General features: G+C 73.1%; 22 protein-coding genes. 8 read left to right on the top strand and 14 right to left on the bottom strand.

Annotation, left to right across the window (positions count from 1 at the left end; translation table 11 throughout):
• Positions 1–47 precede the first annotated feature (47 nt).
• Both KI385_RS08600 and KI385_RS08595 read right to left on the bottom strand, forming a co-directional pair.
• Positions 48–446: a (R)-mandelonitrile lyase gene (locus tag KI385_RS08600; RefSeq protein ID WP_238571617.1), complete on the bottom strand. Its 399-nt coding sequence runs from the start codon at positions 444–446 to the stop codon at positions 48–50.
• 75 nt (positions 447–521) lie between these two features.
• A complete protein-coding gene (locus KI385_RS08595; RefSeq protein ID WP_238571616.1) occupies positions 522–1,142 on the bottom strand; it encodes a TetR/AcrR family transcriptional regulator in 621 nt (206 codons plus the stop codon).
• Positions 1,143–1,417: 275 nt separating this feature from the next.
• Here KI385_RS08595 and KI385_RS08590 point away from each other — a divergent pair, with 275 nt between their 5' ends.
• Positions 1,418–1,723 (top strand): SHOCT domain-containing protein, encoded by a 306-nt coding sequence (locus KI385_RS08590; protein ID WP_238577619.1) that lies wholly within the window; start codon positions 1,418–1,420, stop codon positions 1,721–1,723.
• Between the two features lie 107 nt (positions 1,724–1,830).
• On the opposite strand, the gene KI385_RS08585 is transcribed toward KI385_RS08590, so the two are convergent.
• Both KI385_RS08585 and KI385_RS08580 read right to left on the bottom strand, forming a co-directional pair.
• Complete coding sequence (locus KI385_RS08585; RefSeq protein WP_238571615.1) at positions 1,831–2,337, bottom strand: ATP-binding protein; 507 nt, start codon at positions 2,335–2,337, stop codon at positions 1,831–1,833.
• Positions 2,338–2,511: 174 nt separating this feature from the next.
• Positions 2,512–2,799, bottom strand: coding sequence for a hypothetical protein (locus tag KI385_RS08580; RefSeq protein ID WP_238571614.1), 288 nt, complete (start codon positions 2,797–2,799; stop codon positions 2,512–2,514).
• Positions 2,800–3,103: 304 nt separating this feature from the next.
• Here KI385_RS08580 and KI385_RS08575 point away from each other — a divergent pair, with 304 nt between their 5' ends.
• Entirely contained in the window at positions 3,104–4,201 is a 1,098-nt protein-coding gene (locus KI385_RS08575) for a PLP-dependent cysteine synthase family protein (RefSeq protein ID WP_238577618.1), read from the top strand.
• A gap of 177 nt (positions 4,202–4,378) precedes the next feature.
• Here the strand turns inward: KI385_RS08575 and KI385_RS08570 are convergent, their stop codons facing one another.
• Positions 4,379–4,852 carry an SRPBCC family protein gene (locus KI385_RS08570; RefSeq protein WP_238571613.1) on the bottom strand — a complete coding sequence of 158 codons (474 nt, stop codon included), beginning with the start codon at positions 4,850–4,852 and terminating at the stop codon, positions 4,379–4,381.
• Positions 4,853–4,928: 76 nt separating this feature from the next.
• Positions 4,929–5,774 carry a DeoR/GlpR family DNA-binding transcription regulator gene (locus KI385_RS08565; protein WP_238571612.1) on the bottom strand — a complete coding sequence of 282 codons (846 nt, stop codon included), beginning with the start codon at positions 5,772–5,774 and terminating at the stop codon, positions 4,929–4,931.
• 472 nt (positions 5,775–6,246) lie between these two features.
• Here KI385_RS08565 and KI385_RS08560 point away from each other — a divergent pair, with 472 nt between their 5' ends.
• Positions 6,247–8,664, top strand: coding sequence for a hypothetical protein (locus KI385_RS08560; RefSeq protein ID WP_425357064.1), 2,418 nt, complete (start codon positions 6,247–6,249; stop codon positions 8,662–8,664).
• On the opposite strand, the gene KI385_RS08555 is transcribed toward KI385_RS08560, so the two are convergent.
• The 6 genes from KI385_RS08555 to KI385_RS08530 form a co-directional block, all read right to left on the bottom strand.
• Entirely contained in the window at positions 8,634–11,063 is a 2,430-nt protein-coding gene (locus tag KI385_RS08555) for a right-handed parallel beta-helix repeat-containing protein (RefSeq protein ID WP_238571611.1), read from the bottom strand. The two genes, KI385_RS08560 and KI385_RS08555, sit on opposite strands and share 31 nt — an antisense overlap.
• Positions 11,064–11,229: 166 nt before the next feature.
• Positions 11,230–11,832, bottom strand: a complete 603-nt coding sequence (locus tag KI385_RS08550; protein WP_425356888.1) for an Rv1733c family protein — start codon at positions 11,830–11,832, stop codon at positions 11,230–11,232.
• 167 nt (positions 11,833–11,999) lie between these two features.
• Positions 12,000–12,452, bottom strand: a complete 453-nt coding sequence (locus KI385_RS08545) for an ATP-binding protein (RefSeq protein ID WP_238571609.1) — start codon at positions 12,450–12,452, stop codon at positions 12,000–12,002.
• Positions 12,446–13,336, bottom strand: a complete 891-nt coding sequence (locus tag KI385_RS08540; protein ID WP_238571608.1) for an MEDS domain-containing protein — start codon at positions 13,334–13,336, stop codon at positions 12,446–12,448. The genes KI385_RS08545 and KI385_RS08540 overlap by 7 nt, the downstream gene beginning before the upstream one ends.
• A 148-nt stretch (positions 13,337–13,484) precedes the next feature.
• Positions 13,485–14,309, bottom strand: a complete 825-nt coding sequence (locus tag KI385_RS08535; RefSeq protein WP_238571607.1) for an MOSC domain-containing protein — start codon at positions 14,307–14,309, stop codon at positions 13,485–13,487.
• A 47-nt stretch (positions 14,310–14,356) separates the two neighbouring features.
• Entirely contained in the window at positions 14,357–14,809 is a 453-nt protein-coding gene (locus KI385_RS08530) for a DUF6643 family protein (RefSeq protein ID WP_238571606.1), read from the bottom strand.
• 247 nt (positions 14,810–15,056) lie between these two features.
• On the opposite strand from KI385_RS08530, the gene KI385_RS08525 reads away from it, so the two are divergent.
• Entirely contained in the window at positions 15,057–16,508 is a 1,452-nt protein-coding gene (locus KI385_RS08525; protein ID WP_238571605.1) for a TerD family protein, read from the top strand.
• Positions 16,509–16,529: 21 nt separating this feature from the next.
• Here the strand turns inward: KI385_RS08525 and KI385_RS08520 are convergent, their stop codons facing one another.
• The gene (locus KI385_RS08520; RefSeq protein WP_238577616.1) at positions 16,530–17,678 is read right to left on the bottom strand and encodes a glycosyltransferase; all 1,149 of its coding nucleotides are present in this window, start codon (positions 17,676–17,678) and stop codon (positions 16,530–16,532) included.
• Between the two features lie 169 nt (positions 17,679–17,847).
• Between KI385_RS08520 and KI385_RS08515 the strand changes: the two genes are divergently transcribed.
• From KI385_RS08515 to KI385_RS08505, 3 genes are all read left to right on the top strand, one after another.
• Positions 17,848–18,651, top strand: coding sequence for a glutamate racemase (locus tag KI385_RS08515; protein WP_238571604.1), 804 nt, complete (start codon positions 17,848–17,850; stop codon positions 18,649–18,651).
• 129 nt (positions 18,652–18,780) lie between these two features.
• Complete coding sequence (locus KI385_RS08510) at positions 18,781–19,398, top strand: hypothetical protein (RefSeq protein ID WP_238571603.1); 618 nt, start codon at positions 18,781–18,783, stop codon at positions 19,396–19,398.
• 58 nt (positions 19,399–19,456) lie between these two features.
• A complete protein-coding gene (locus KI385_RS08505) occupies positions 19,457–19,960 on the top strand; it encodes an NUDIX hydrolase (protein ID WP_238571602.1) in 504 nt (167 codons plus the stop codon).
• A gap of 83 nt (positions 19,961–20,043) precedes the next feature.
• Here the strand turns inward: KI385_RS08505 and KI385_RS08500 are convergent, their stop codons facing one another.
• Positions 20,044–20,601: a hypothetical protein gene (locus KI385_RS08500; RefSeq protein WP_238571601.1), complete on the bottom strand. Its 558-nt coding sequence runs from the start codon at positions 20,599–20,601 to the stop codon at positions 20,044–20,046.
• Between the two features lie 219 nt (positions 20,602–20,820).
• On the opposite strand from KI385_RS08500, the gene KI385_RS08495 reads away from it, so the two are divergent.
• Positions 20,821–21,615 carry a 3-hydroxybutyrate dehydrogenase gene (locus KI385_RS08495; protein ID WP_238571600.1) on the top strand — a complete coding sequence of 265 codons (795 nt, stop codon included), beginning with the start codon at positions 20,821–20,823 and terminating at the stop codon, positions 21,613–21,615.
• Positions 21,616–21,678 lie beyond the last annotated feature (63 nt).

Genomic DNA, 21,678 nt, shown 5'->3' with positions numbered 1-21,678 from the left:
GGCGGTCGTGCCGTGGGTGATTGCGGCGGTTACGGCGGTTACGGCGGTTACACGTCCGGGTACTCCTGCGCGCCGACCAGCTCCGCCCACTCGATCGTGGTGCCGTCGGCGGCGGCCTCGACGGTGGCCAGGTGCGTCATAAAGGTGTCCGGTGCCGCGCCGTGCCAGTGCCGCTCGCCCGGCGCGATCCAGACGGTGTCCCCGGCGCGGATCGGCTCGACGGGGCCGCCCGCGCGCTGCACCAGACCGGCGCCCTCGGTGACATGAAGGACCTGGCCGTGCGGGTGGGTGTGCCAGGCGGTGCGGGCGCCGGGGGCGAAGTGGACGCTGAACATCCGCAGCCGGGAGGGCGGCGGCGGGGCGGCGATCTCGTCGAGCCAGACGCTGCCGGTGAAGTGCGCGGCGGGGCCCGGCCGGCTGGCGGGGCGCTGTCGGGTGATCTCCATGGGGCGGGGCGCTCCTGGTGGTGGGTCGGTGCGGGGGCGGCGGGGACTGTCCGGCGTTGAGCCGCCGGTCGGGCGCTAGTCGGTGGTGCCCGTGCCGGGTGCGTCGACTGCGCCGGCTGTGACCTGCGTGGCGAGCAGCGTCAGCACACCCCGTACGGCCGCGTCGAACGGCGCGGTGTCATCGGCCGCGCGGGCCAGCACATAGCCGCCCTGGACGACGGCCGCGACGGCCGCGGCAAGGGCCGCCGGATCCGGACCGGCGGCCAGCTCACCACGGCGCTGCCCCTCGGCGAGGACCTCGGTGATCCGGCCCTGGAGCCAGCCGAACATCTCGTCCAGCGGCGCGCGCAGTTCGGGGCTGTGCACCACATCGCGGTCCTGGGTCATCCGGCCGATCGGGCAGCCGCGCAGCACCTTCCGCTCGCGCTGCAGATAGGCCGCGACGCGGTCGTACGCCGTGCCGGGGGCGGACAGGCACTCCTCGGCGGTCTCCTTCATGCCCTCCGCGGTGCGCCGGATCGCCGCCAGTGCGAGATCGGACTTGCCGGAGAAGTGGTGGTACATGCTGCCCTGGCCGACGCCCGCGCGCTCCAGGATCGCCTTGGGGCTGGTGCCGACATAGCCCCGCTCCCACAGCAGCTCCTGGGTGCTGCGCACCAGTCGTTCCTGGGTGCCGAGCTGTTCCTGAGTGCTCATGACCGCACTGTACATACTAGTAGTTACAGAGATCAAGAACGGCCGGGCGGTGTGCGTCCAGGAGGCGCCGAGAGGTGGCGGGAGCAGACGCGCATGCCGCGCGTACTTCCCTGGTGGTACGGGCAAAGCCGCTGGCCGTACGACGACCGGCGGCCCCCGGAAGGCGAGGCTCGAAGAAGACCGCGAGCCCGGTCTCCGACGGGACCGGAAACCCGGTCTCTCAACGGACCGCAAGCACCCGGTCCACCTTTCCCACTACCGAGGAGTTGATGGCGATGTTCGAACTCGCCGAACCCTGGTCCGGCGGCGGCCCCGGCCCCTGGATCCTGTTCGTCCCCGCCCTCTGGGCACTGGTGATCTTCGGCGTGGTCGCGCTGCTGCGCCGCACCGGCCGGTGGCACGGCGGGCCCGGCCGGCAGTTCCGCGGCCCATGGCCCACCGCCCGCGGTGACGCCCCCTCGCCCATCGCCGTACTCGGCCGGCGCTTCGCCGCGGGCGAGATCGACGAGGAGGAGTACTGGCGCCGGCTCTCCGTCCTGGAGGAGCACTTCGCCGTCGGGTCGAAGGGAGGTGCGGCATGACGGCCCACGACGTCAGGGCGACGGCCGTGGGCGACCCGCCTGCGACCTGATAGCCGACCATTGGCGCGACGGCTCGCAACGGACCGCCCGGCCGGCCCCGGCCCCGGTCAGCCGACCTTCGCGCCCCGTATCCGGGTCCGGGGATCGACCGCCGTGCGGGCGTCCTCCAGCGGCAGCGGCTCCCAGTACGCCCGCACCGCACGGGCCTCCTCGGGGCCGGTGGTCAGCGCCGGCAGGGTGAACCACACGACCTTGCCGCCGTCCTCGGGGCGCACCCCCCAGCTCTCGCTGAGGGCAGCGATCAGTGCCAGGCCACGGCCGCAGGTCTCCCAGCTGTCGGCGGCCCGGATCCGTGGCAGCCGCGGATCCTCGTCGTGCACCGAGACCGTCAACTGATCCAGCAGCACACACAGTTCCACCGTGCACTGCTTGGTGGGACGGGCGTGCCGGTGGACATTGGCGAGGAGTTCGGTCACGCCGAGCGCCGCGGGGTCTATCAAGGCGTCGAGACGCCAGTACCGCAGCTGCGCGGAGACGATTCTGCGCACATGTCCGATGCGAGCCGGAACGGCTTGGAGCTCCACCGTGCAGTGCCTGCTGGGCTGCCTGATCACGACCGCGACTCCCTGATGAGGCCGGGCGCCCCCCGTACCTGGCAGGGCGAAGATCGGATCCAGCGATGCCCGCTGCACCACAGCGTCACCGCTGGTGAACCCTCAGTGATACGAGTCCAGGGTCAGACAGCCGGGGCGCTCCCGCAACCGCACCGCCTTGGCCGGGGCGGGCGTTCAGGTGCGTGGCGGACGCGCCGCCTCCAGGGCCTTGAAGAAGAGTTCCGGGGTCCCGAGGGTGAGCGAATAGCGGTTCCCGTTCAGTGTGGCCAGCGCCCGGTCCCGCGCCGCGAACAGCGGCTTGTGCGCCTCCACGGCCTGCAGCGGGGCGCTGTCGATCTCCGTGCCGTAGCTGGTCAGCAGCGCGAGTCTGCCGTCCCTGATGACGACCTGCCCGGCGCGGGTCAGCGACCGCAGCCACCGCTCGATCCGTACGCCGGTCGCGTTGAATTCCGGCTCCGCCATGGCCGGCACCTCCTCGGTGAGACGGGCAGCTGCCCTTCACCGCCCCTTGTGGGAAGTTTGCCGGTAGGACGCCAAGTGCACCAGTGCCCCCCCGGTGCGCAGCGCCCGCAAGGCCCCTCTCCCAGGGCCTCCTTGGGGTATCTCAAAGTGATGTTTATGCAGGTGAGAAGGGTGCGGGGGATGGTTATAGTCGGAATCGGCCCGGCATTGTGCACGGGCTTGGACACCCCTGAGGAGCGCGCCGGTGAGCACCGTACAGACGCCGCAGAGCCGGCCCGACCACGAGGCCGGGGCCGAGGCCCCGATGCCGGCTGTCGATGTCGACCGCACGGATCCGGACTACCGGATCTGGCTCAAAGAAGCCGTCCGCAAGGTCCAGGCGGACGCCAACCGCACGGCCGACACCCACCTCCTGCGCTTTCCGCTGCCCGAGGAGTGGGGCATAGACCTCTACCTCAAGGACGAGTCGACGCACCCCACCGGCAGCCTCAAGCACCGGCTGGCCCGCTCGCTGTTCCTCTACGGGCTGTGCAACGGCTGGATCCGCCCCGGCAAGCCCGTCATCGAGTCCTCCAGCGGTTCCACGGCCGTCTCCGAGGCGTACTTCGCCTCGCTGATCGGGGTGCCGTTCATCGCCGTGATGCCGGCCACCACCAGCCGTGAGAAGACCCGTCTGATCGAATTCCACGGCGGCAGCTGCCATCTGGTCCAGGACCCGCGGACCGTCTACGAGGTCGCCGCCCGGCTCGCCGCCGAGTCCGGCGGCCACTACATGGACCAGTTCACCTACGCGGAACGGGCCACGGACTGGCGCGGCAACAACAACATCGCCGAATCGATCTACCAGCAGCTGCGGCTGGAGCGCTATCCCGAGCCGGCCTGGATCGTGGCCACCGCGGGCACCGGCGGCACCTCCGCGACCATCGCCCGCTATGTCCACTACATGCAGTACGACACCCGTGTCTGTGTCCCCGACCCGGAGAACTCCTGTTTCTTCGACGGCTGGCTCACCGGCGACGTCAAGACCGGCTGCGAGACCGCCTCACGTATCGAGGGCATCGGGCGGCCGCGGATGGAGCCGAGCTTTGTGCCCGGCGCGATCGACCGGATGATGAAGGTCCCGGACGCGGCCAGCGTCGCCGCCGTACGCGCGCTGGAGACGGCGATCGGCCGTAAGGCGGGCGGCTCGACCGGGACGGGGCTGTGGAGCGCCCTGAAGATCGTCTCGGAGATGGTCGCCGAGGGCCGTACGGGCTCCGTCGTCACCCTGCTGTGCGATCCGGGCGACCGCTACCTCGACAAGTACTACTCCGACGACTGGCTGGCCGCCCAGGGCCTGGACATCGCGCCCTACGCGCGCACCCTCGACACCTTCCTGGCCACGGGCGTCTGGCCTGGCTGAGTCCGCCGAAGGGGATTGCGGCGGGGCATATGAGGGCCTGCGGCGGGCCGCGATGGGCCTGTGGCGGGGCTGTGGTGGACCGACGATGGGCCTTGTGGCGGGTCTGCCGGCCGTCCGTGCGGCCGGACGGCCTCAGGCGAGCGGCCGGGCGCCGCGGCGGCACCCCTGCGACTCGCCTCAGGCCTTGGCCAGCCGCCGGTCCAGGGCCCGCGCCGACTCCCGGAAGGCGCGGCCCAGGCCCGGCCTGGCCAGCGTCATCGCGAAGCGGAACGGTGCCGGGCCGTCCGCCGCGAACGTCCAGCGCAGCCGGGTGCCGCCGCCCGCCGGCGTCAGTCGCCAGTCCTCCAACAGGGCCCGCAGGCCAGGGGCGTTGGTGGTGTCGACCCGGTAGGCGTAGTGCTCGTCCGGCGCGGCCGCCAGGACCGTCTCGGTGAAGCGGGTGCCGCCCGTCAGCCGCACCTCCCGGCCCCTGCCGCCGTGCGTCGGCGCCGACCGGGCCACGCCCGTGAACCAGCACGACCAGCCCGCCACATCGTCCGCCAGCGCCGTATACACCGCCTTCGGTGGCGCGGCGACCTCCGCGGCGAACACCAGCCGCAGCGGGGCGGATTCGACGAAGTCGAGCTCGACGGGGCGGAGTCGGCGTGCCATGGGACGAGCACCCCCTACGGGACGGACGGCGGGCCGGGGCGTGCGCCCGGCGCCGCACACCATAGCTGGCGGACCGTCAGATGTCTGCGTCCGCCGGCTGCTCGCCCGCCACCACCAGCTCCGGCGGCAGTTCGGCGAACTCCGCCCGCGCCTCGGCGGACAGCCCGCCATCCGTCACCAGCACATCCACCTGGTCCAGCGTCGCGAACGAACTCAGCCCGACCGTGCCCCACTTGGTGTGGTCGGCGACCACCACCACCCGCCGCGCGGACCGGACGAAATGCCGGTTGGTCTCCGCCTCCGCCAGATTCGGCGTGGACAGCCCCGCCTCCACCGATATGCCGTGCACCCCGAGGAACAGCACATCGAAGTGCAGCGAACGGATCGCGGCATCCGCCACCGGGCCCACCAGGGTGTCCGACGGCGTACGCACCCCGCCCGTCAGTACCACCGTCGCGGCCCCCGCGCGCTGCCCGGCGCCGCCGCTGGCCGCCGCCCGCTGCGCCCCGTAGAACACATCGGCCACCCGCACCGAATTCGTCACCACCGTGAGATCCGGCACCTCCAGCAGCTGCTGCGCCAGCGCGAACGCCGTCGTGCCGCCCGCCAGCGCGATCGCGCTGCCCGGCGCCGCCATCTCGGCCGCCGCCTTGGCGATGTCCTCCTTGGCGCTCAGCTCCAGGGCCGACTTCACCTCGAAACCGGGCTCGTGCGCGCTCGGTTCGCTGACCGGCACCGCGCCGCCGTGCACCTTTTCCACCATGCCCTGACGGGCCAGCGCGTCCAGATCCCGACGGACCGTCATGTCCGACACGCTCAGTTTGCGGGTGAGTTCATTGACCCGCACCCCACCGCGCCGCCTGACCTCGTCGAGAATCAGGGCACGCCGCTGCTCCGCGAGGAGATTCTGGTTGTCGCTCACCCCGGCCCGTCCCTTCCGCCCGGCTCGCTGTGTCGGGTCGTCCCCGCCGGCTGCCGCCCGCGATCACTGGTTCCCACATCCTCGCACGAGGCACCGACAGTGACGCCTGTGAGGCGTTGATGTGGATGTCGATGAGGTTCTGGTGGTGACGTTGGTGCTGGTGCTGGTGCTGGTGCTGGTGCTGGTGCTGGTGCTGGTGCTGGTGCTGGTGCTGGTGCTGGTGCGCGGGCGCCGCCGGTACCAGCACCGGCGCGAGGCGCGGGCGGCGGCAGCCCCGGCCGGGACTGCCCGGGGCGCGGCAGGGCCCACTGGTTGCTTCCCCGCCCCTCCCCCTCTCCCCCTTCGGGGGAGGGGCGGGGGTGGGTTCGGGGGTGGGGGAGACACGGGGTGCGTGGATGCGCTCTCGTGGGAAAGAGACAATCCTGAGGGCGTCGCACCGCACGGCGCCGTACGGACACAACGGGGGACAACAGTGGAGACCGCGGATCCGACACCGCATGCCCGCTCAACGGGCCGTGACACAACAGCAGATGAGCCATCGCCCGCCGTACCGCAGCTCTCCCTGGAGCTGCTGGTGCACGGCGTCGGCGGCACCACACCTCAGGAGATGCTCAGGGACCCACGCGTCCAGCTGATCACCGGCGACGACACCGCCGCCTGCTACCGGCGCACGGAGGACGCGGACGCCGAGCAGCGGCCCGACGACTACCGGGGCGAGCCGGTCCGTGAGGCGTACTGCTGGTCCAACCTCACCTCGGGCAACGGTGCCCGCGCCCTGTGGCTGATCCTGCTGCCCTTCATGGTCGCCAACCTCGCCCACTGGATGCGCCCGGCCGCACCACCCGAGCACCGCGCCCAGCGGATCTACGACCTTCTGGTGCGCATCCTCGCGCTCACCCTCACCGTCCTGCTCGCCGCCGCGGCCTGCGAGGTCGCCCTCGACCTCACGGCCTGGCAGTGCGCCGGCACCACCGTCTGCGTCGCCGGCAAGTCCTGGCTGGGTTTCCTCAGTCCCGACAACTCCGGCTGGTGGAGCGCCCCCGGCCGCCGCCTCGCCCTCGCCTCCGTGGTGCCGCTGCTCGTCATCGGCTTCCTGTCGTGGCTCTCGCACCGCACCTGGAGCGCCTACGAGTCCGCCTCGCCGCCGCCGCGGCTGCCCGGCACCTCCCGCTACACCCCGGACGCCGAACGCACCGCGCTCAGCCTCGACGGCTTCTGGTACGGCCGCCGGCTGGTCGCCCGGCTGCGCGCCGCCCACACCACCGCGGGCGTGCTGACCATCGCCGTCGTGCTGCTCGCCGCCGGCGCGAAGGCCGACCGGCGCACCGGCGGCTACACCGCCCTCGCGCTCACCGGCCGGGCCCTGACCGCCCTGGTCATCCTGCTCGCCGCGGCCACCCTGGTGGTCGTTTGGCGCACCGCCCGCAGCGAGGCCGCACCGGACGACGAATCCGACCGCCTGATCGTCCGGGCCCTGCCGTATGCCGCCCTCGGCGTACTGGCGCTGATCGCCGTGCACACGGGCTGGGCGCGCCCCGAAGCCCGTAGCCACGGCCCGCTGCCCGGCGCCGCCGCCTTCGGCGGTATCGCCGTCTTCCAGGGCCTGGTGGTCCTCGCGCTGGCGGTGACCGCCTGGGTCCTGCAGCGCGCCGCCCGCGACGACGCCCGCACCGCCCTGCGCGGCATGGGCGGGCCCGCCGTCGCCCTGCTGGCCTGCGCGGTCGGCGGCGTACTGTCCGGGGGAGTGGCGCAGCGCTTCGCCGACTGGATGGACGGCGGCGCGACCCCCGGCCAGGTCGACGCCCCCATCCCCGGCCCGCCGGTCCTGCTGTCCTGGCAGGCCTCGGTCATCCCGGCCCTGCTGGTCGTGGTCGCCGTCGTGGCCGTGCTCGCCGCCGTCCGCGTGGTGATCGTCCGCGGCCGGGTCGCCAAGGACGTCCCCGGGCTCTACGACCCGCGCGAGCACCCCGACGAGCGCCGTACGAAGCGGATCGCCGGCACCATCGCCCGCGCCGGACTCACCGACGCGGCGCCCGTCCTGGTCGCGGCCACCGCCGCGGTCACCCTCGTCCTCGGCGCGGGCGCGGTGGCCGGCGCCTGGCTCACCGAGCGCGCGCCGGGCCGCGCCACCGCCGGTGCGCCGCCGGTCGTGCACGCCGCCGCCGAGACCGCGGAGTCCCTCGGCTCATGGCTGATGAGCGCCGGCGTGATACTCCTGATCGCCATGGGCCGGCGCGCCTACCGTGACCACTCGGCGCGGCGCACCATCGGCATCCTCTGGGACGTCGGCACCTTCTGGCCGCGCGCCGCTCACCCCTTCGCGCCGCCCTGCTACGCCGAGCGCGCCGTCCCCGACCTCACCTGGCGGATGGCCACCTGGACCGAGCGGTTCGACGGCCGCCTGGTGATCTCCGGGCACTCCCAGGGCAGTGTGCTGGCGGCCGCCGCCGTCTGGCAGCTGGACCTGGTCACCCGCAGCCGGGTCGCCCTGCTGACGTACGGCAGCCCCCTGGAGCGCCTCTACGGACGCTGGTTCCCCGCCTTCTTCGGACCGCCCGCGCTCACCGGGCTGCACCGCGAGATGGACGACTGGCGCAACCTGTGGCGCTTCACCGACCCGATCGGCGGCCCGATCCGGCTCACCTGTGAGGACGGCCGGCGGATCGACCAGGGACCGCTGCGCGACCCGCTCGCCTTCGGCCGTACCCTGCACAATCCGCTGCCCGCCCAGATACTGGGCCACGGCGACTACCAGGCCGACCCGGTCTTCGACACGGTGCGCGCCGAACTGGTCGCCCGGCTCGCACCGGACCTGCCGGGCCAGCGGCCCGCGGCGGACTGTTCCGGTCCGCCGCCCGCTCAGGGCAGTTCGGGCAGATCGTCCGCGTAGAGCAGCGTCAGGTCGTCGGTGCTCGGGTCGGCGAGCTGCGCGACCCGGCCCGCGTGCCGCTCGACCATCGCCTCGAACGTCTGCCGCGCGGTCCGGCCGTTGCCGAACGACGGCCCCTTGGGCAGCACCGTGAAGTACTTCAGCAGCGCCTCGCCGGCCCCGTCGGCGAGGCGGTACTCATGCTCCTCACCCTGCTGCTCGACGATCCGCAGCAGCTCCTCCGGCGCATAGTCGCCGAAGGTGATGGTCCGTGAGAAACGGGACGCCACACCGGGGTTGACCGCCAGGAAGCGCTCCATCTCCGCGGTGTAGCCCGCCACGATCACCACCACCGCCTCCCGGTGGTCCTCCATCAGCTTCACGAGGGTGTCGATGGCCTCCTTGCCGAAGTCCCGGCCGGAGTCCTCGGGGGAGAGGGCGTACGCCTCGTCGATGAACAGCACCCCGCCGCGCGCCCGGTCGAACGCCTCCTGGGTACGGATCGCCGTCGACCCGATGTGCTCGCCCACCAGGTCCACCCGGGACACCTCGACCAGATGCCCGCGCTCCAGCACCCCCAGGGAGGCGAGGATTTCGCCGTACAGCCGGGCCACGGTCGTCTTGCCGGTGCCGGGGGAGCCGGTGAACACCAGATGGCGGCGCACCGAGGCGGCCTTCAGCCCCGCCTGCTGCCGCCTGCGCCCCACCTCGATCATGTTGATCAGGCTGCGCACCTCGCGCTTGACGCTCTCCAGCCCCACGAGGGTGTCCAGTTCGCCGAGCACCTCGTCGGAGGGCCGGCTGCTGACCGCCGGCTCCGCGGCCGCAGCGGCGGCCGGCGGGGGGCTCTGCGCCGGCACATTGCCCAGCAGCCCGGCCGTCTGCGTCGCCTGCTGGACGGCGGGCGCTGCCCCGGCGGCCGGTTCCTGCACCGCACGGCTCTCGTCGCTGGTGCAGTCCTGGACCGTCGGCCCGTCGCCCTGCCCGGCGCCGCCCTCGGCGAACTCGTAGCCGCCGCGCGCACACCGCTCTGTACGGCACCGCGTCAGCGTCGTACGGCAGCCGTCGATCACATGGAAGCCGAAGCCGGAGCTGCCGGTGACCCGGCAGCCGTGGAACGTGCCGCGGCCCTCCGCGGAGACATAGAAGCCGGCCTCGGCCGGCGAACTGACCGTGCAGCCCTCGATGGTGGGGTCGGCGCCCTTGGTGACGATCACGCCGGTCTGCGCCCCGTCGATGGTGCAGTTGGCGAGCGTGCCGCCGCTGTCGTGGTCGCGGAACCACGCGCCGGTGGCCGCCTCCCGGATCCGGCAGTCGTCCAGCTGCACGGTCGCCCCGTCGCTCACCGACACCGCGGTGTTGCGGACCTGGGAGATGTCGCAGTCCACCACATCGGCGCGGGAGCCCCGGTCCAGCACGAACAGCGCGTCCGGCACATCGTGCACCCGCGTCGAGTCCAGTACGGCGGTGGCGCCGTCGCTGACCCAGACCGCCGGATAGTCGCCCGTACTGTCGTGGATCTCGCACTGGTTGGCGTCCACCCGGGTGCCCGGGTCCCATACGGACAGGCCGTTGCGCCCGAAGTGCCGCACCGTGCTGCGGGTCAGCGTCAGCACCGAACGGGAGCGCAGATCGACGGCGTTCTCCGGGATGTCGTGGATGTCGCAGTCGGCGAGCGTGAGGACCGCGTCGGTGTCCAGGGTGACGCCGTCGGCGGAGGTGCGGTGCACCGTGCAGTCCGTGAGGTGGCCGGTGGCCCGCGAGGCCACCTGGATCCCGGCGCCCTTGATCTCGTAGATCTCGCAGCCCACCGCCTCGGCCGCGCTGCCCTCGCCGTTGATCGACAGACCGGCGCCCGAGGCATGGTGGATCCGGCAGTTCTCCAGCCGCGGATGGGCCGCGCCGCGCACCGCTACACCGTCCTGCCCGGCTGCCAGCACCTCGCACTCCTCGAAGACGCCGCCGGCGCCGTCCAGAACGCTGATGCCCACCCCGCCCGCGTTGTCGACGGTGCAGCGGCGCACCGTCGGGCGGGCGCCGCCGCGGACCTCGATGCCGGAAGCGGACCGGGTCACCACCCGCAGGCCGGTCAGCTCGGGGGCGCCGTCCTCCACGAGCAGCGCCGGGGAGGCCGAATCCGTCGCCTCCAGATGCAGATCGTGGACGGTGGCCGAGGCACGTATGGTCAGCGCCACACCGTCGGCCGGGGCGATCCGCACCGAACCGCGTGCCCCGTCGGGGCCGCGCAGCGTCACCGCGCGCACCAGCACCAGATTCTCGCGGTACGTACCGGCCGGGACGGTCAGCACATCACCGTCCCCGGCGGCCTCCAGGGCGGCGGCGAGCGAGCTGTACTCCCCTGTACGGCGCCGCCAACGCGACGTTCCGGAGTGCGTCACCTGGACCGAGCCCTGTGCCATGGCGCTGTCGTGCCCCCACTTCGTGCGGCTGTCGTCGGCCCGGCTACCATCCGTCCACGGATGTCCGCATTCGGGTTCTCCAGGCCCCAGCCGAGAGGCTGGCGCCCCCACCGTAGCGCGCCCGGCGAGGCGCGGTTGACACGGTCAGCGGCTGGTCAGCCGAGGGTCAACTCCCGGCATCCGCCCGGCCCCAGTCCTGGCCCGCGCGCTCCCACTCCTGGTCCCAGCGGCGGAAGCGACGCACCATCAACTGCCCTACGACCAGCCGCCGGCCACCCTCGATCAGTCCGCCGACCGCCGCCGCGGTGCCCAGACCGGCCAGCACCGCATGCGTACCGGCCGTGCTGACGTCCATCGGCCGCGGCAGCACCCGGCCATGGCCGTCCGTCCAGATCCGGAACCGCTCACCGGGCTCCACGGGGCGCGGCGCGGCGAGCCGGCCGATGTGCGCACTGCCGTCCAGGGCCGTCCAACGGGCGATGACCCGGTGGTGCGCATCGCGCTGCGAAGAGGTTTCCGGATCCGGGTCGACCGGGGCCCGGGAGACCAGGCGGTCGACCGTGACCCACACCAGATGCCGCTCCTGGTGTTGCACGCGTACGGTCTCCAGCAGGGCGCCGTGCGCGGCCCGGCCGGCCGACCAGCCCGCGAAGGGCGCCCCGAGGGCGATCAGGAGGGCGGCGGTGAGCGCCACCCAGGCCTCGATCCGATCGGTCCGGCGGCGCAGCGGATTGTGCCGCCAGCGCCATATGCCTCTCATCGCTCGCATCGTTGCCCCCTCTCCGTGTCCGTGAATACCGCATCAGGGGTGGTCCACGCGAGGGTTATGCGAAGAGAGAGCAACATCACCCCGTCCGGAGAGCGACATCCGCCCGTACGGAACGAACGGCCCCTGGAACGCTTGTCGGGGAGTTCCGGCCGTCGGCTCCGTGGTGGTCAGCGCAGCCGCACTGCCAGCGTCACCACGGCGCCCGTCATGCCCGTGCCCGGGGCCTCCGCGGCGACCGCGAAGCGGTCCGCCACCAAGCGCGCCAGCCACAGCCCGCGGCCCTTCGTGGCGCCGTCCAGGCCCGGCAGCAACTCGGGGATCACCGCCTCGCTGAATCCGGGCCCCGCATCGCTGATCCGGCACTCCAGCTCGTCGCCCACCCGCCGCAGCAGCAGCCGCCCCGAGCCGCCCGCATGCTCCACGGCGTTCCCCGCGATCTCGTCCACGGCCAGCACGAATTCGCCGCGCCGCGGCTCGCACAGCCCCTCGCGGGCGGCGCACTCCTCGACCAGCAGCCGCAGTTGCGGCAACAGCCGGGCGGTGAAGCGCCGTTGCAACAGCCGGCGGCCGAACTCCTCGGCCGGTACCTCGGCCGGACCCGCCGGATCGGGGTTCACCACGCCCGTACCACCTCCGTCAACACCAGCCTGGGCACGGTCCCGCCGCCCAGCCGCCGCAGCATCCGGCGCTGCCCGCGGTCGCAGCGCACCTCGACGAGATCGTGGCCCGCGGCGGCGCGGGCCAGGGTGAGCAGGCGGACGGTGCAGCCCACCGACAGGAAGTGCAGCCGGGTCAGATCCACCGTGAGCCGCCGCAGCGCCGCCGTCTGCGCCAGCGCGATCTCCAGCGATCTGGTGAACGTGTCCTGATTCGCGGCGTCCGCCTCGCCGATGAAGCACAGCACGCCGTCCGGGCCGCGCAGTGACCGCAGACTGCCCAGGCGCTCCAGCAGCGCGCGCGGATGCGCCCGTTCCATGGCGCTGACCACCGCGCGGTCGAACCGGCGGCGGTCGTAGGCGCAGATCTCGGTGTACGGTCGGCCGGCGAACAGCGCCTGCGCACCGGTCTCGCGGCGCTCCATCGCGCCGACGTCCGTGCCGAGCGCGGCCACCCAGCCCATGTCGATGAACGCCCGCAGGCCCGCGTACCCCTCGACCGTCGCCCGCTCCGTCTCCGCACCCAGCCGGCTCATCTGCCGCGCGGCGGTGAACTCGCTGTCCGGCCGGATCAGCTCGCGCATACTGCTCACCACCAACTGGCCGCGTGCGCGCGCCGAAACCGTGCTGCGACCGGTGAAGTCGAGCCTGGCCAGCACCTCCTCCTCGGGGACGCCGGGGCAGGGAAGGACCAGGACCTTCTCGCCGCGGGCCAGCCCGAGCCGTACGAACGCCGTGACGACCTCCCAGCGCACCTCGTCATTGCCGTAACTCACAAAGGCGTGGTCCCCGGGCCGCAGATGCTGGACAGGAAGGAGATGGTCGCTCCCGGTGTCCCTCGCAGACATCGACACGCAGCTCTTCGTCTCCCCGTCGCCCTCTCCCGTCGGCGGCGCGGGGCGCCCACCACAGCCGGCCGGTCACCGGCACGCGAAAGGTCCGGCGGCCGCCCCGAGCGCCCGCGGCGCGACCACGGCGAAGGGCCGCGCCGGCCCGTCAGTCGAGTATCTCGAACGGGTCGCCGATACGGATCGTGCCGACCCCGCGAGGGATCAGATTCTGGCCGAAGACCAGCCGGTCACCGAAGCGGCGATGCCGGGCGAGCGTACGCAACGGCTCCTTGCCGCGCTCGGCGGTGCGCTGGTCGGTGGTCGTGACCACGCAGCGTGAGCTGGGCTTGGCCACCTGGAAGACCACCTCGCCGATGCGGACCCGGTGCCAGTCGTCCTCCCCCCAGGGCGCGGTGCCGTCCACCACCACATTGGGCCGGAAACGGTTCATCGGCAGCGGGCCCTCGTCGGCGTGATCGCCCTGTGCGATGAGGGAGTTGAGGGCGTCCAGCGACGAGGTGGTGGTCAGCAGCAGCGGGAAGCCGTCGGCGAAGCTGACCGTCTCACCGGGCTCGGAGTACTCCGGGTCGATGGGACGGCGCTTCTCCGGGGCGTCGAGATGCACCAGCCGGCACTCGACGCCCAGATACCCGCGGAACCACTCGGCCGCCGCCTGGCCCGCGGGCACCGCCTCGACCTCGTCCTTCCAGACCTGGACCGGGACCGTCTCCTCGAACTCGGGTACCTCGACCGTCAGCGGCGGCATCCCGGGCGCGGTGAGTGCGAGGGCGCCACCGGGCAGCACTGCGGCGTGCGCCAACGCCAGCTTCGGCTGCTGACGTTGGGTGATCTGCCTGCGCTCGGCATCGACCAGCAGCCATCGTCGATCCCCGGCGAGCCCCCACGGCTCTACGACCGCCTCGCCGGGACCGGACCCCGCAATGGATTTGACCGGATAGAGATGGATCGACTGGAGCGCAGGCTTCGGCATGCCATCCATCCTGCCAGCAGCCTCGGACAGTTGGCCGATCGGCCGGGTCAGTAGCCGCGTGGGTACTGGCGGCCGTACGGATCGTCGTACGGCGCGGCCGGACGCGGCGCGACCGGAGCGGCCGGCCGCATCGCCTCATACCCCGTGCCCGTGGCCGGGCGCTGGGGCTGCTGCTGTTGCGGGGACGGATAGCCGCGGACGCCCGCCTGCTGCGGGATGTACGGCGCCGGAGCGTGCTGGAGCGGGGCGACCGGCTGCGCGGCGGCACCCGGGTAACCCTGCGCCGGCGAGGGATGGGAGGGCGCGGCCGGAAGTGCGGGCAGCGCCGACGGCAGCGCCGGCAAATAGGACGAACCCGTGTCGTAAGGGGACGGGTTCACCCGGATCGGGGCGATCTGCGGCGTACCGCGCTCTGCGACGAGGCTGTCGTAGATCGGAGTGTCCGGGAAGGACGGCGAAGCGTAGTAGCCGCCGCCGTAGGTAGAGCGGGGGGAGGTCATGCCTCATAAGTTAAGCCCACGATGTGCCGATTGGGGAGCCTGAAAAGAGGGTTGTTTTACGTGTTGGGAGTGTCTACGGATCGCCAATGCGAGCGAACTTGCGGAAATCGGTCGCGATCGACCGTAGGAATCGTGTAAAGACCTGGCTTCTCGCGGGTGAACAAGGGGCGTTCGGAGCGGTTCGGGCCAAGTAGGTTGGGAGGTGCCACCACTGACGGGGCACGGCGGACGAGAGGAAGGCGCGGCGATGTCGATGCTGAAGGGCGGCAATGTCCCGGTCCCGGCCCCGGCGGTCCGGGTGGAGCTGGGCTGGCAGGCCGGCCCGGGGACACCGGACGTGGACGCCTCCGCGCTGCTCCTGATGTCCGGAAAGGTCCGCGACGACGGAGACTTCGTCTTCTACAACCAGGCCGTGCACGCCTCCGGCGCCGTACTCCACGAGGGCAAGCGCCCGGCCGGCGGCGCGCTGACCGACAGCCTCACCGTCGCCCTCGCCTCCGTCGAGACCGCCGTCGACAAGGTGGTGCTCGCCGCCTCCGCCGACGGCGGCACCTTCGGCAGCGTCCCCGGGCTGTACATCCGGGTGCTGGACGCGGCGAGCGGCGCCGAGATCGCCCGCTTCGACAGCCAGGACGCCACCACCGAGAGCGCCTTCGTGCTCGGCGAGCTCTACCGCCGTCAGGGCGCCTGGAAGTTCCGCGCGGTGGGACAGGGCTACGACACCGGGCTCGCGGGCCTGGCCACCGACTTCGGCATCAGCGTCGAGGAGCCCCAGGCGCCGCAGCCCCCGCAGCCCGCCCCGGCCGCTCTGCCCACGCCCCCGCCGCCCCCGGCCGCCGCCATGCCCACCCCGCCGCCCGCCGCGCCCCCGGCGATGGCTCCCGCGCCCCCGACGGCGCCGCCCATGGCTCCCGCGCCCCCGATGGCGCCACCCATGGCTCCCGCGCCCCCGTTGCCGACGGGTCAACCGGCGGCGTCAATTCCGCCCCCGCCGGGGCAGCCCGCACCGGCCCCCGCACCCCCTGCCGTTCGTCTGACAAAAGTCACCCTCACGAAGGAGGCCCCTGCCGTCTCGTTGACGAAGCAGGGCGGCACCTCCGGCGCGATGCGGGTGAACCTCAACTGGACCAGCGGCACGGCCGGCAAGCGGCTGACCAAGAAACTCGGCCGCAAGGCGATGCAGGCCATGGGCGCCCGCGGCGCCCTGCTGCCCCCGTCCGGCGAGCTGGACCTCGATCTGTGCGCGCTCTACGAGCTCACCGACGGCGCCGCCGGCGTGGTCCACCCGCTCGGCAACAACTTCGGCGCCCTGCACGCCCCGCCGTACATCCAGCTCGACGGCGACGACCGCACCGGCGCCGTCACGGCCGGCGAGAACATGACCATCAACCTCGACCATCAGGCGCGCATCAAGCGCATCCTGATCTTCGTCACCGTCTACGCGGGCGCCCGCAGCTTCGAGGGCCTCCACGCGACGGTCACCCTCCAGCCGCAGTACGGCGCCCCCGTCGACTTCTCGCTCGACGCCTGCACGGTGCCCTCCAATGTCTGTGCGCTCGCCCTGATCACCAACACCGGCAGCGAACTCGTCGTCCAGCGCGAGGCCCGCTACCTCGTCCCCGAGCCCGGCGTCAGCCCGCAGCGCACCGTCGACTACGCCTACGGCTGGGGCCTGGACTGGTCCCCGGCCAGCAAGTGACACCACCACCGGGGGCGCGGCTCAGGGCGCCCCGTACGTCCGGCCCTTCCACGCCGCGCCGCGCCCCCGGTAGTGCTGCACCGCCGAGTCCACCGTCATCAGCAGATACAGCAGCGCGGTGAACGGCAGCAGCGGCGCCGCCCACAGCGGCTGCCCGTAGTAGCGCAGCATCGGCAGAAACGTCCCGCACATCACCGCCCAGGCCGCCCCGCCCAGGGCCGCGAGCGTCGCATCGCCGCCGGCCAGCCCGACCGCCAGCGCGACGGGCGGCGCCAGATACACCAGCGCGAGACCGACGACCGTGCCGAGCAGCAGCAGCGGCTGGTGCAGCAGTTGGGCGTACGCGCTGCGCGAGACCATCCGCCACAGCTCGGCCAGCCGCGGATACGGCCGCACACTGTCCACCCGGTCCGCCAACCCCAGCCAGATCCGGCCACCGGAGCGCTTCACGGCGCGCGCCAGCGTCACATCGTCGATCACCGCATGCCGGATCGACTCCGGGATGCCCGCCCGCTCCGTGGCCTCCCGCCGCAGCAGCACACAGCCGCCGGCCGCCGCCGCGGTCCGCGCCCCGGGACGGTTGACCCGGCGGAAGGGGTAGAGCTGCCCGAAGAAGTACACGAAGGCCGGCACGATCAGCCGCTCCCAGAACGTCACCACCCGCAGCCGCGCCATCTGCGACACCAGATCCAGCTCCGCCGACCCGGCCGCGGCCACCAACTCCCGCAGGCTGTCCGGATCGTGCGCGATATCCGCGTCGGTCAGCAGCAGATACTCCGGCGCGGTCCGCTCCCGCGCCAGCGCGATCCCGTGCCGCACGGCCCACAGCTTCCCCGTCCACCCCGGCTCGGGCTCACCGGGCGAGGACACCGTCAGCGGCAGTCCGCCCCGCGCGGCCGCCAGTTCCCGGGCCAGCGCGCCGGTCCCGTCCGTACTGCCGTCGTCGACCAGGAACACCTCCGCCCGTCCCGGGTACTTCTGCCCGAGCAGCGAGGGCAGGCTCTCCGGCAGTACCGCGGCCTCGTCCCGCGCCGGAACCACCACCGCGACCGACGGCCAGCGCTCCGGATCCTGGCGGTCCGGCAGCCGTACGTCCGTCCGCCAGAAGAAGCCCTGCCCCAGCAACAGCCACACCCAGGCCAGCAGCGACCCGGCACCGATCCACTCCATCGCTCCCACGCGCGCAGTCTGCCGCACCGCACCCGGCGCGCACCGGTGAGCGACACGGTGTTCGGGGGCGGGGAAAAAGCGGGGCACCCCGCGCCGACGGCCACGCGGGGGCACCGCCCGTCGGCGCCCGGTATGACAAGTCCGACCCGCGGCCCAGTAAAGTGTCCGGGTGAAGATCGCGCTGATGGATTCCGGGAATGGGCTGCTCGCGGCGGCCGCCGCCGTGCGGCGACTGCGGCCGGACGCCGATCTGGTCCTCTCCTCCGACCCCGACGGCATGCCCTGGGGCCCGCGCACCCCCGACGATGTCACCGCCCACGCGCTGGCGGTGGCCCGCGCCGCGGCCGCGCACCGCCCCGACGCCCTGATCGTCGCCTGCAACACCGCGTCCGTGCACGCACTGCCGGCGCTCCGGGCCGAACTGGAACCGGCCGTGCCGGTCATCGGCACCGTCCCGGCGATCAAGCCCGCCGCGGCCGGTGGCGGCCCGCTCGCCATCTGGGCCACCCCCGCCACCACCGGCAGTCCCTATCAGCGGGATCTGATCGAACGGTTCGCGCGCGGCGTGGACGCCACCGGTGTGCCCTGCCCCGGGCTCGCCGACGCGGTCCAGGAAGCCGACGAGGACGCGATCGACGCCGCCATCGTGGCCGCCGCGGCCCACACCCCACGGGACATCCGGGCCGTGGTTCTGGGCTGCACCCACTACGAGCTGGTCGCCGAACGGATCCGCGCCGCCCTCCAGCAGCCCGGCGCCCCGGCCCTCGTCCTGCACGGCTCCGCCGAGGCGGTCGCCGCCCAGGCGCTGCGCCGCATCGGTGCCGAGCCGGCGCCCGCGGCCGCCCCGACCGGCGGCCTCAGCGTGATCCTCAGCGGCCGCCCGGCCGGACTGCCGGCCGCGGCGCTCGCCTACGCCGAGGGCCGGCTGCTCGCGGGGAGCCGTACGGACACCGCAGAAGCCGTACGCAGCTGACGTCGGCCGTGACACCGATCACGACGCCGATCACGATGCCCATCACGTTGCCGACCGCACCGCAACCCGGGTCGTGAACGACGTTCCGACGCGCTGCCCCAGGGTGCGAAGACGCGTACGCTGCGTCTCATGAGGGACCACCCCCACGAGGGGGCAGCAGCCCCCGACAACCACGGCAGTACCGACGGCACCGGCAGCACAACGGGCCCCGTGGGCGGCGCCCATGCGGAGATTCCCGAGGTCTGGCACGGCAGCGCCACCAACCGCATCCAGTGGCTACTGGCCGCGGTGGGCGCGGGGTGCCTGGCGCTGGGCATCAAGATCGCCGTCGACAGCCCCTGGACCTCGGGCCTCGCGCCCCTGGTGATGTCGGTGGTCGGCTGTGTCGCGGCCGGCCTGCTGGTGCTCTTCGGCACGCTCGCCTTCGTCCATGTCGCGGTACGCGTCGACAAGGACTGCCTGGAAGTGCGGTGCGGCCATATAGGAGTGCCACGCCGCCGGATCCCCCTGGACACGGTCGTCGGCGCCGAATTCGAGCCGCAGGTCACGCCCCGCCACTGGGGCGGCTGGGGCTACCGCTGGCGCCCGGAGCAGGGCACGGCCGTGGTCGTACGCCGTGGTGAGGGCCTGGTGCTCCAGCTCGGCGACGGGCGCAACTTCACCATCACCGTCGATGACGCCGAGGGCGCCGTCCGCGTCATCCGCGGCCGGCTCCGGCCGCGCAAGGGGACCCCGGCGGGAGCCTGAGCCGCTCCTCCGGGGCGAGGTCCAGGGGTCTGCCGGGGCGGTCCCGTAGGGTCGGAGCATGGCAACCCCCGATTTCATCCGAGACCTCCGGAACTCCATCGGCCGACAGCTCCTGTGGCTGCCGGGGGTGAGTGCGGTCGTCTTCGACGACCGGGGCCGGGTCCTGCTGGGCAAGCGGGCCGACACCGGCGGCTGGGCGGTGATCGGCGGCATCCCCGAGCCCGGCGAGCAGCCCGCCGAGACCGCGGTGCGCGAGGTCTACGAGGAGACCGCGGTGCGGGTCGTCCCGGAGGGCGTGGTCCTCGTCGAGGCCATACCGCCGACCCGCTACCCCAATGGCGATGTCTGCCAGTTCATGGACGTGACACTGCGCTGCCGGGCGGTCGGCGGCGAGGCGAAGGTCAACGACGACGAGTCGCTGGAGGTGGACTGGTTCGCCGTGGACGCCCTGCCGGAGCTCGACGAGTACGCGCTGACCCGGATCAAGCGGGCGCTGGAGGCCGGCCCGACGTGGTTCCACGGAATGGGCGAGGAGCCGGGGGGACAGCAGACCCAGAGGTAGGCCCCGGGGTTCCCTCAGGGGTTGCTCAGGGGTTCCTCCAGGGGCGGGCCCCTAGCGTTCCCACCGGTAGCGGTCTCAAGCGTTTACAGCTCCTCCGTCGACGGCTCGTCCATGGGGTCCGAGGACTCGCCGGGAAGCGTGGGCAGCTGCGACCCGTCCGGGACGCCGGGCTCCTGGGACGGCCCCGGGCCGGTGTTCCGGCCGGACGGCTCCTCCGTGTGCATCTCGCGCTTGTCCTTGCGGCAGGTCGTGATCCAGGTGCCGGTGGGGCCGCTCTCGTACTGGCAGAGCCACCCCCGTACGGACAGCGTGCCCCGGTCGTCACGGGCCTCCCGCGGCGCCCGCAGAAAGAACTCCGACATCACACCGCGGGCCTCCACACAGCCCACCGTGCCGCCGGCCCCAGGGTCCGCGTACAGCGCGACGTCTCCCGCGGTGCCCAGCGCGTCGGGGAGCACACCGCAGTCCATCGGCTGCCCGGGGACGGTGGGGGACGCCGTACCGGGCCCGGAGCGCTGCGGGCCCGGGGTGCGGCCCTCGCCCGCGGCGGACGCCGAGGCGCCGGTCGTCGCGTCCCCTTCCCCGCAGCCCGCCGCGGCCAGGGCGAGCAGCACAGTCGGCACGGCGATCAGCCTCCGCATGTCGGACTCCCTTGTGGCGGCGGTGCGCAGACGGCACATTGCGTCGTACGACGCTAGGAGCCCCGCGCGGGCGCGGCGATCCGGGACGGCCGTTCGGGTGAAGCGCGCGCGGCGCCGGCCGGCCACCCGGACGGGCGTGTGCGGCCGCCACATCCGACCCGCGAAGTGTGGTGCCGTGACACATCGGTGCCGGACCCGGTGGCTGCCTAGGGTGCGGGCATGACCGTGATCGGCACCCCAGGCCCGGTATCCCTCGACCTCGACGGCCGCACCGCCCTCGTCACCGGCGCCGCCAGTGGCATCGGACGCGCCTGCGCCCTGCGGATGGCGGCGGCCGGTGCCACGGTGCGCGCGGTCGACCGGGACGCGGCCGGCCTGGCCGACCTCGCCGCGGCCCTCCCGGACGGCACCCGCGGCAGCATCGCGCCCCACCCGCTCGACCTCACCGATCTGGATGCCGCCGAGCGGGCCGCGGCGGGCACCGATCTGCTGGTCAACAATGCGGGCATCCAGCTCGTCCGGCCCATCGAGGAGTTCCCGCCCGAGGTCTTCCACCAGGTGCTGACCGTCATGCTGGAGGCGCCCTTCCGGCTGCTGCGCGGCGCGCTGCCCCATATGTACGAACAGGGCTGGGGCCGGATCATCAACATCTCGTCCGTGCACGGGCTGCGGGCCTCCCCCTTCAAGTCCGCGTATGTCGCCGCCAAGCACGGCCTGGAGGGCCTGTCGAAGACCGCGGCCCTGGAGGGTGCCCCGCACGGCGTCACCAGCAACTGCGTCAACCCCGGATATGTCCGCACGCCCCTGGTCGAACGGCAGATCGCGGACCAGGCCGCCGCACACGGCATCCCCGAGGAACGCGTACTGGCCGACATCCTGCTCGCCGACTCCGCCCTCAAGCGGCTGCTCGAACCGGACGAGGTCGCCGAGGCCGTCGCCTACCTCTGCACCCCGCAGGCGTCCTTCATGACGGGCACCTCGCTGGCCCTGGACGGGGGCTGGACCGCACATTGAGCGGCCCGCGTGCGATACGCGGGCGGCGGAGGCTGGCGCGTGGCGACGACCCGAAGGTATCCC

The organism is Streptomyces inhibens (genome assembly GCF_022221585.1).
GTDB classification, from domain to species: domain Bacteria; phylum Actinomycetota; class Actinomycetes; order Streptomycetales; family Streptomycetaceae; genus Streptomyces; species Streptomyces inhibens.
Note: the sequence above shows the minus strand (reverse complement) of the source record. Positions and strands in the feature narration are given on the sequence as shown.

Excerpts from the sequence above, each read along its gene's own strand:
- KI385_RS08600 (WP_238571617.1), bottom strand. The coding sequence starts at position 446 with ATGGAGATCACCCGACAGCGCCCCGCCAGCCGGCCGGGCCCCGCCGCG.
- KI385_RS08595 (WP_238571616.1), bottom strand. The coding sequence starts at position 1,142 with ATGAGCACTCAGGAACAGCTCGGCACCCAGGAACGACTGGTGCGCAGC.
- KI385_RS08590 (WP_238577619.1), top strand. The coding sequence starts at position 1,418 with ATGTTCGAACTCGCCGAACCCTGGTCCGGCGGCGGCCCCGGCCCCTGG.
- KI385_RS08580 (WP_238571614.1), bottom strand. The coding sequence starts at position 2,799 with ATGGCGGAGCCGGAATTCAACGCGACCGGCGTACGGATCGAGCGGTGG.
- KI385_RS08575 (WP_238577618.1), top strand. The coding sequence starts at position 3,104 with ATGCCGGCTGTCGATGTCGACCGCACGGATCCGGACTACCGGATCTGG.
- KI385_RS08570 (WP_238571613.1), bottom strand. The coding sequence starts at position 4,852 with ATGGCACGCCGACTCCGCCCCGTCGAGCTCGACTTCGTCGAATCCGCC.
- KI385_RS08555 (WP_238571611.1), bottom strand. The coding sequence starts at position 11,063 with ATGGCACAGGGCTCGGTCCAGGTGACGCACTCCGGAACGTCGCGTTGG.
- KI385_RS08550 (WP_425356888.1), bottom strand. The coding sequence starts at position 11,832 with ATGCGAGCGATGAGAGGCATATGGCGCTGGCGGCACAATCCGCTGCGC.
- KI385_RS08540 (WP_238571608.1), bottom strand. The coding sequence starts at position 13,336 with ATGTCTGCGAGGGACACCGGGAGCGACCATCTCCTTCCTGTCCAGCAT.
- KI385_RS08535 (WP_238571607.1), bottom strand. The coding sequence starts at position 14,309 with ATGCCGAAGCCTGCGCTCCAGTCGATCCATCTCTATCCGGTCAAATCC.
- KI385_RS08530 (WP_238571606.1), bottom strand. The coding sequence starts at position 14,809 with ATGACCTCCCCCCGCTCTACCTACGGCGGCGGCTACTACGCTTCGCCG.
- KI385_RS08525 (WP_238571605.1), top strand. The coding sequence starts at position 15,057 with ATGTCGATGCTGAAGGGCGGCAATGTCCCGGTCCCGGCCCCGGCGGTC.
- KI385_RS08520 (WP_238577616.1), bottom strand. The coding sequence starts at position 17,678 with ATGGAGTGGATCGGTGCCGGGTCGCTGCTGGCCTGGGTGTGGCTGTTG.
- KI385_RS08510 (WP_238571603.1), top strand. The coding sequence starts at position 18,781 with ATGAGGGACCACCCCCACGAGGGGGCAGCAGCCCCCGACAACCACGGC.
- KI385_RS08505 (WP_238571602.1), top strand. The coding sequence starts at position 19,457 with ATGGCAACCCCCGATTTCATCCGAGACCTCCGGAACTCCATCGGCCGA.
- KI385_RS08500 (WP_238571601.1), bottom strand. The coding sequence starts at position 20,601 with ATGCGGAGGCTGATCGCCGTGCCGACTGTGCTGCTCGCCCTGGCCGCG.
- KI385_RS08495 (WP_238571600.1), top strand. The coding sequence starts at position 20,821 with ATGACCGTGATCGGCACCCCAGGCCCGGTATCCCTCGACCTCGACGGC.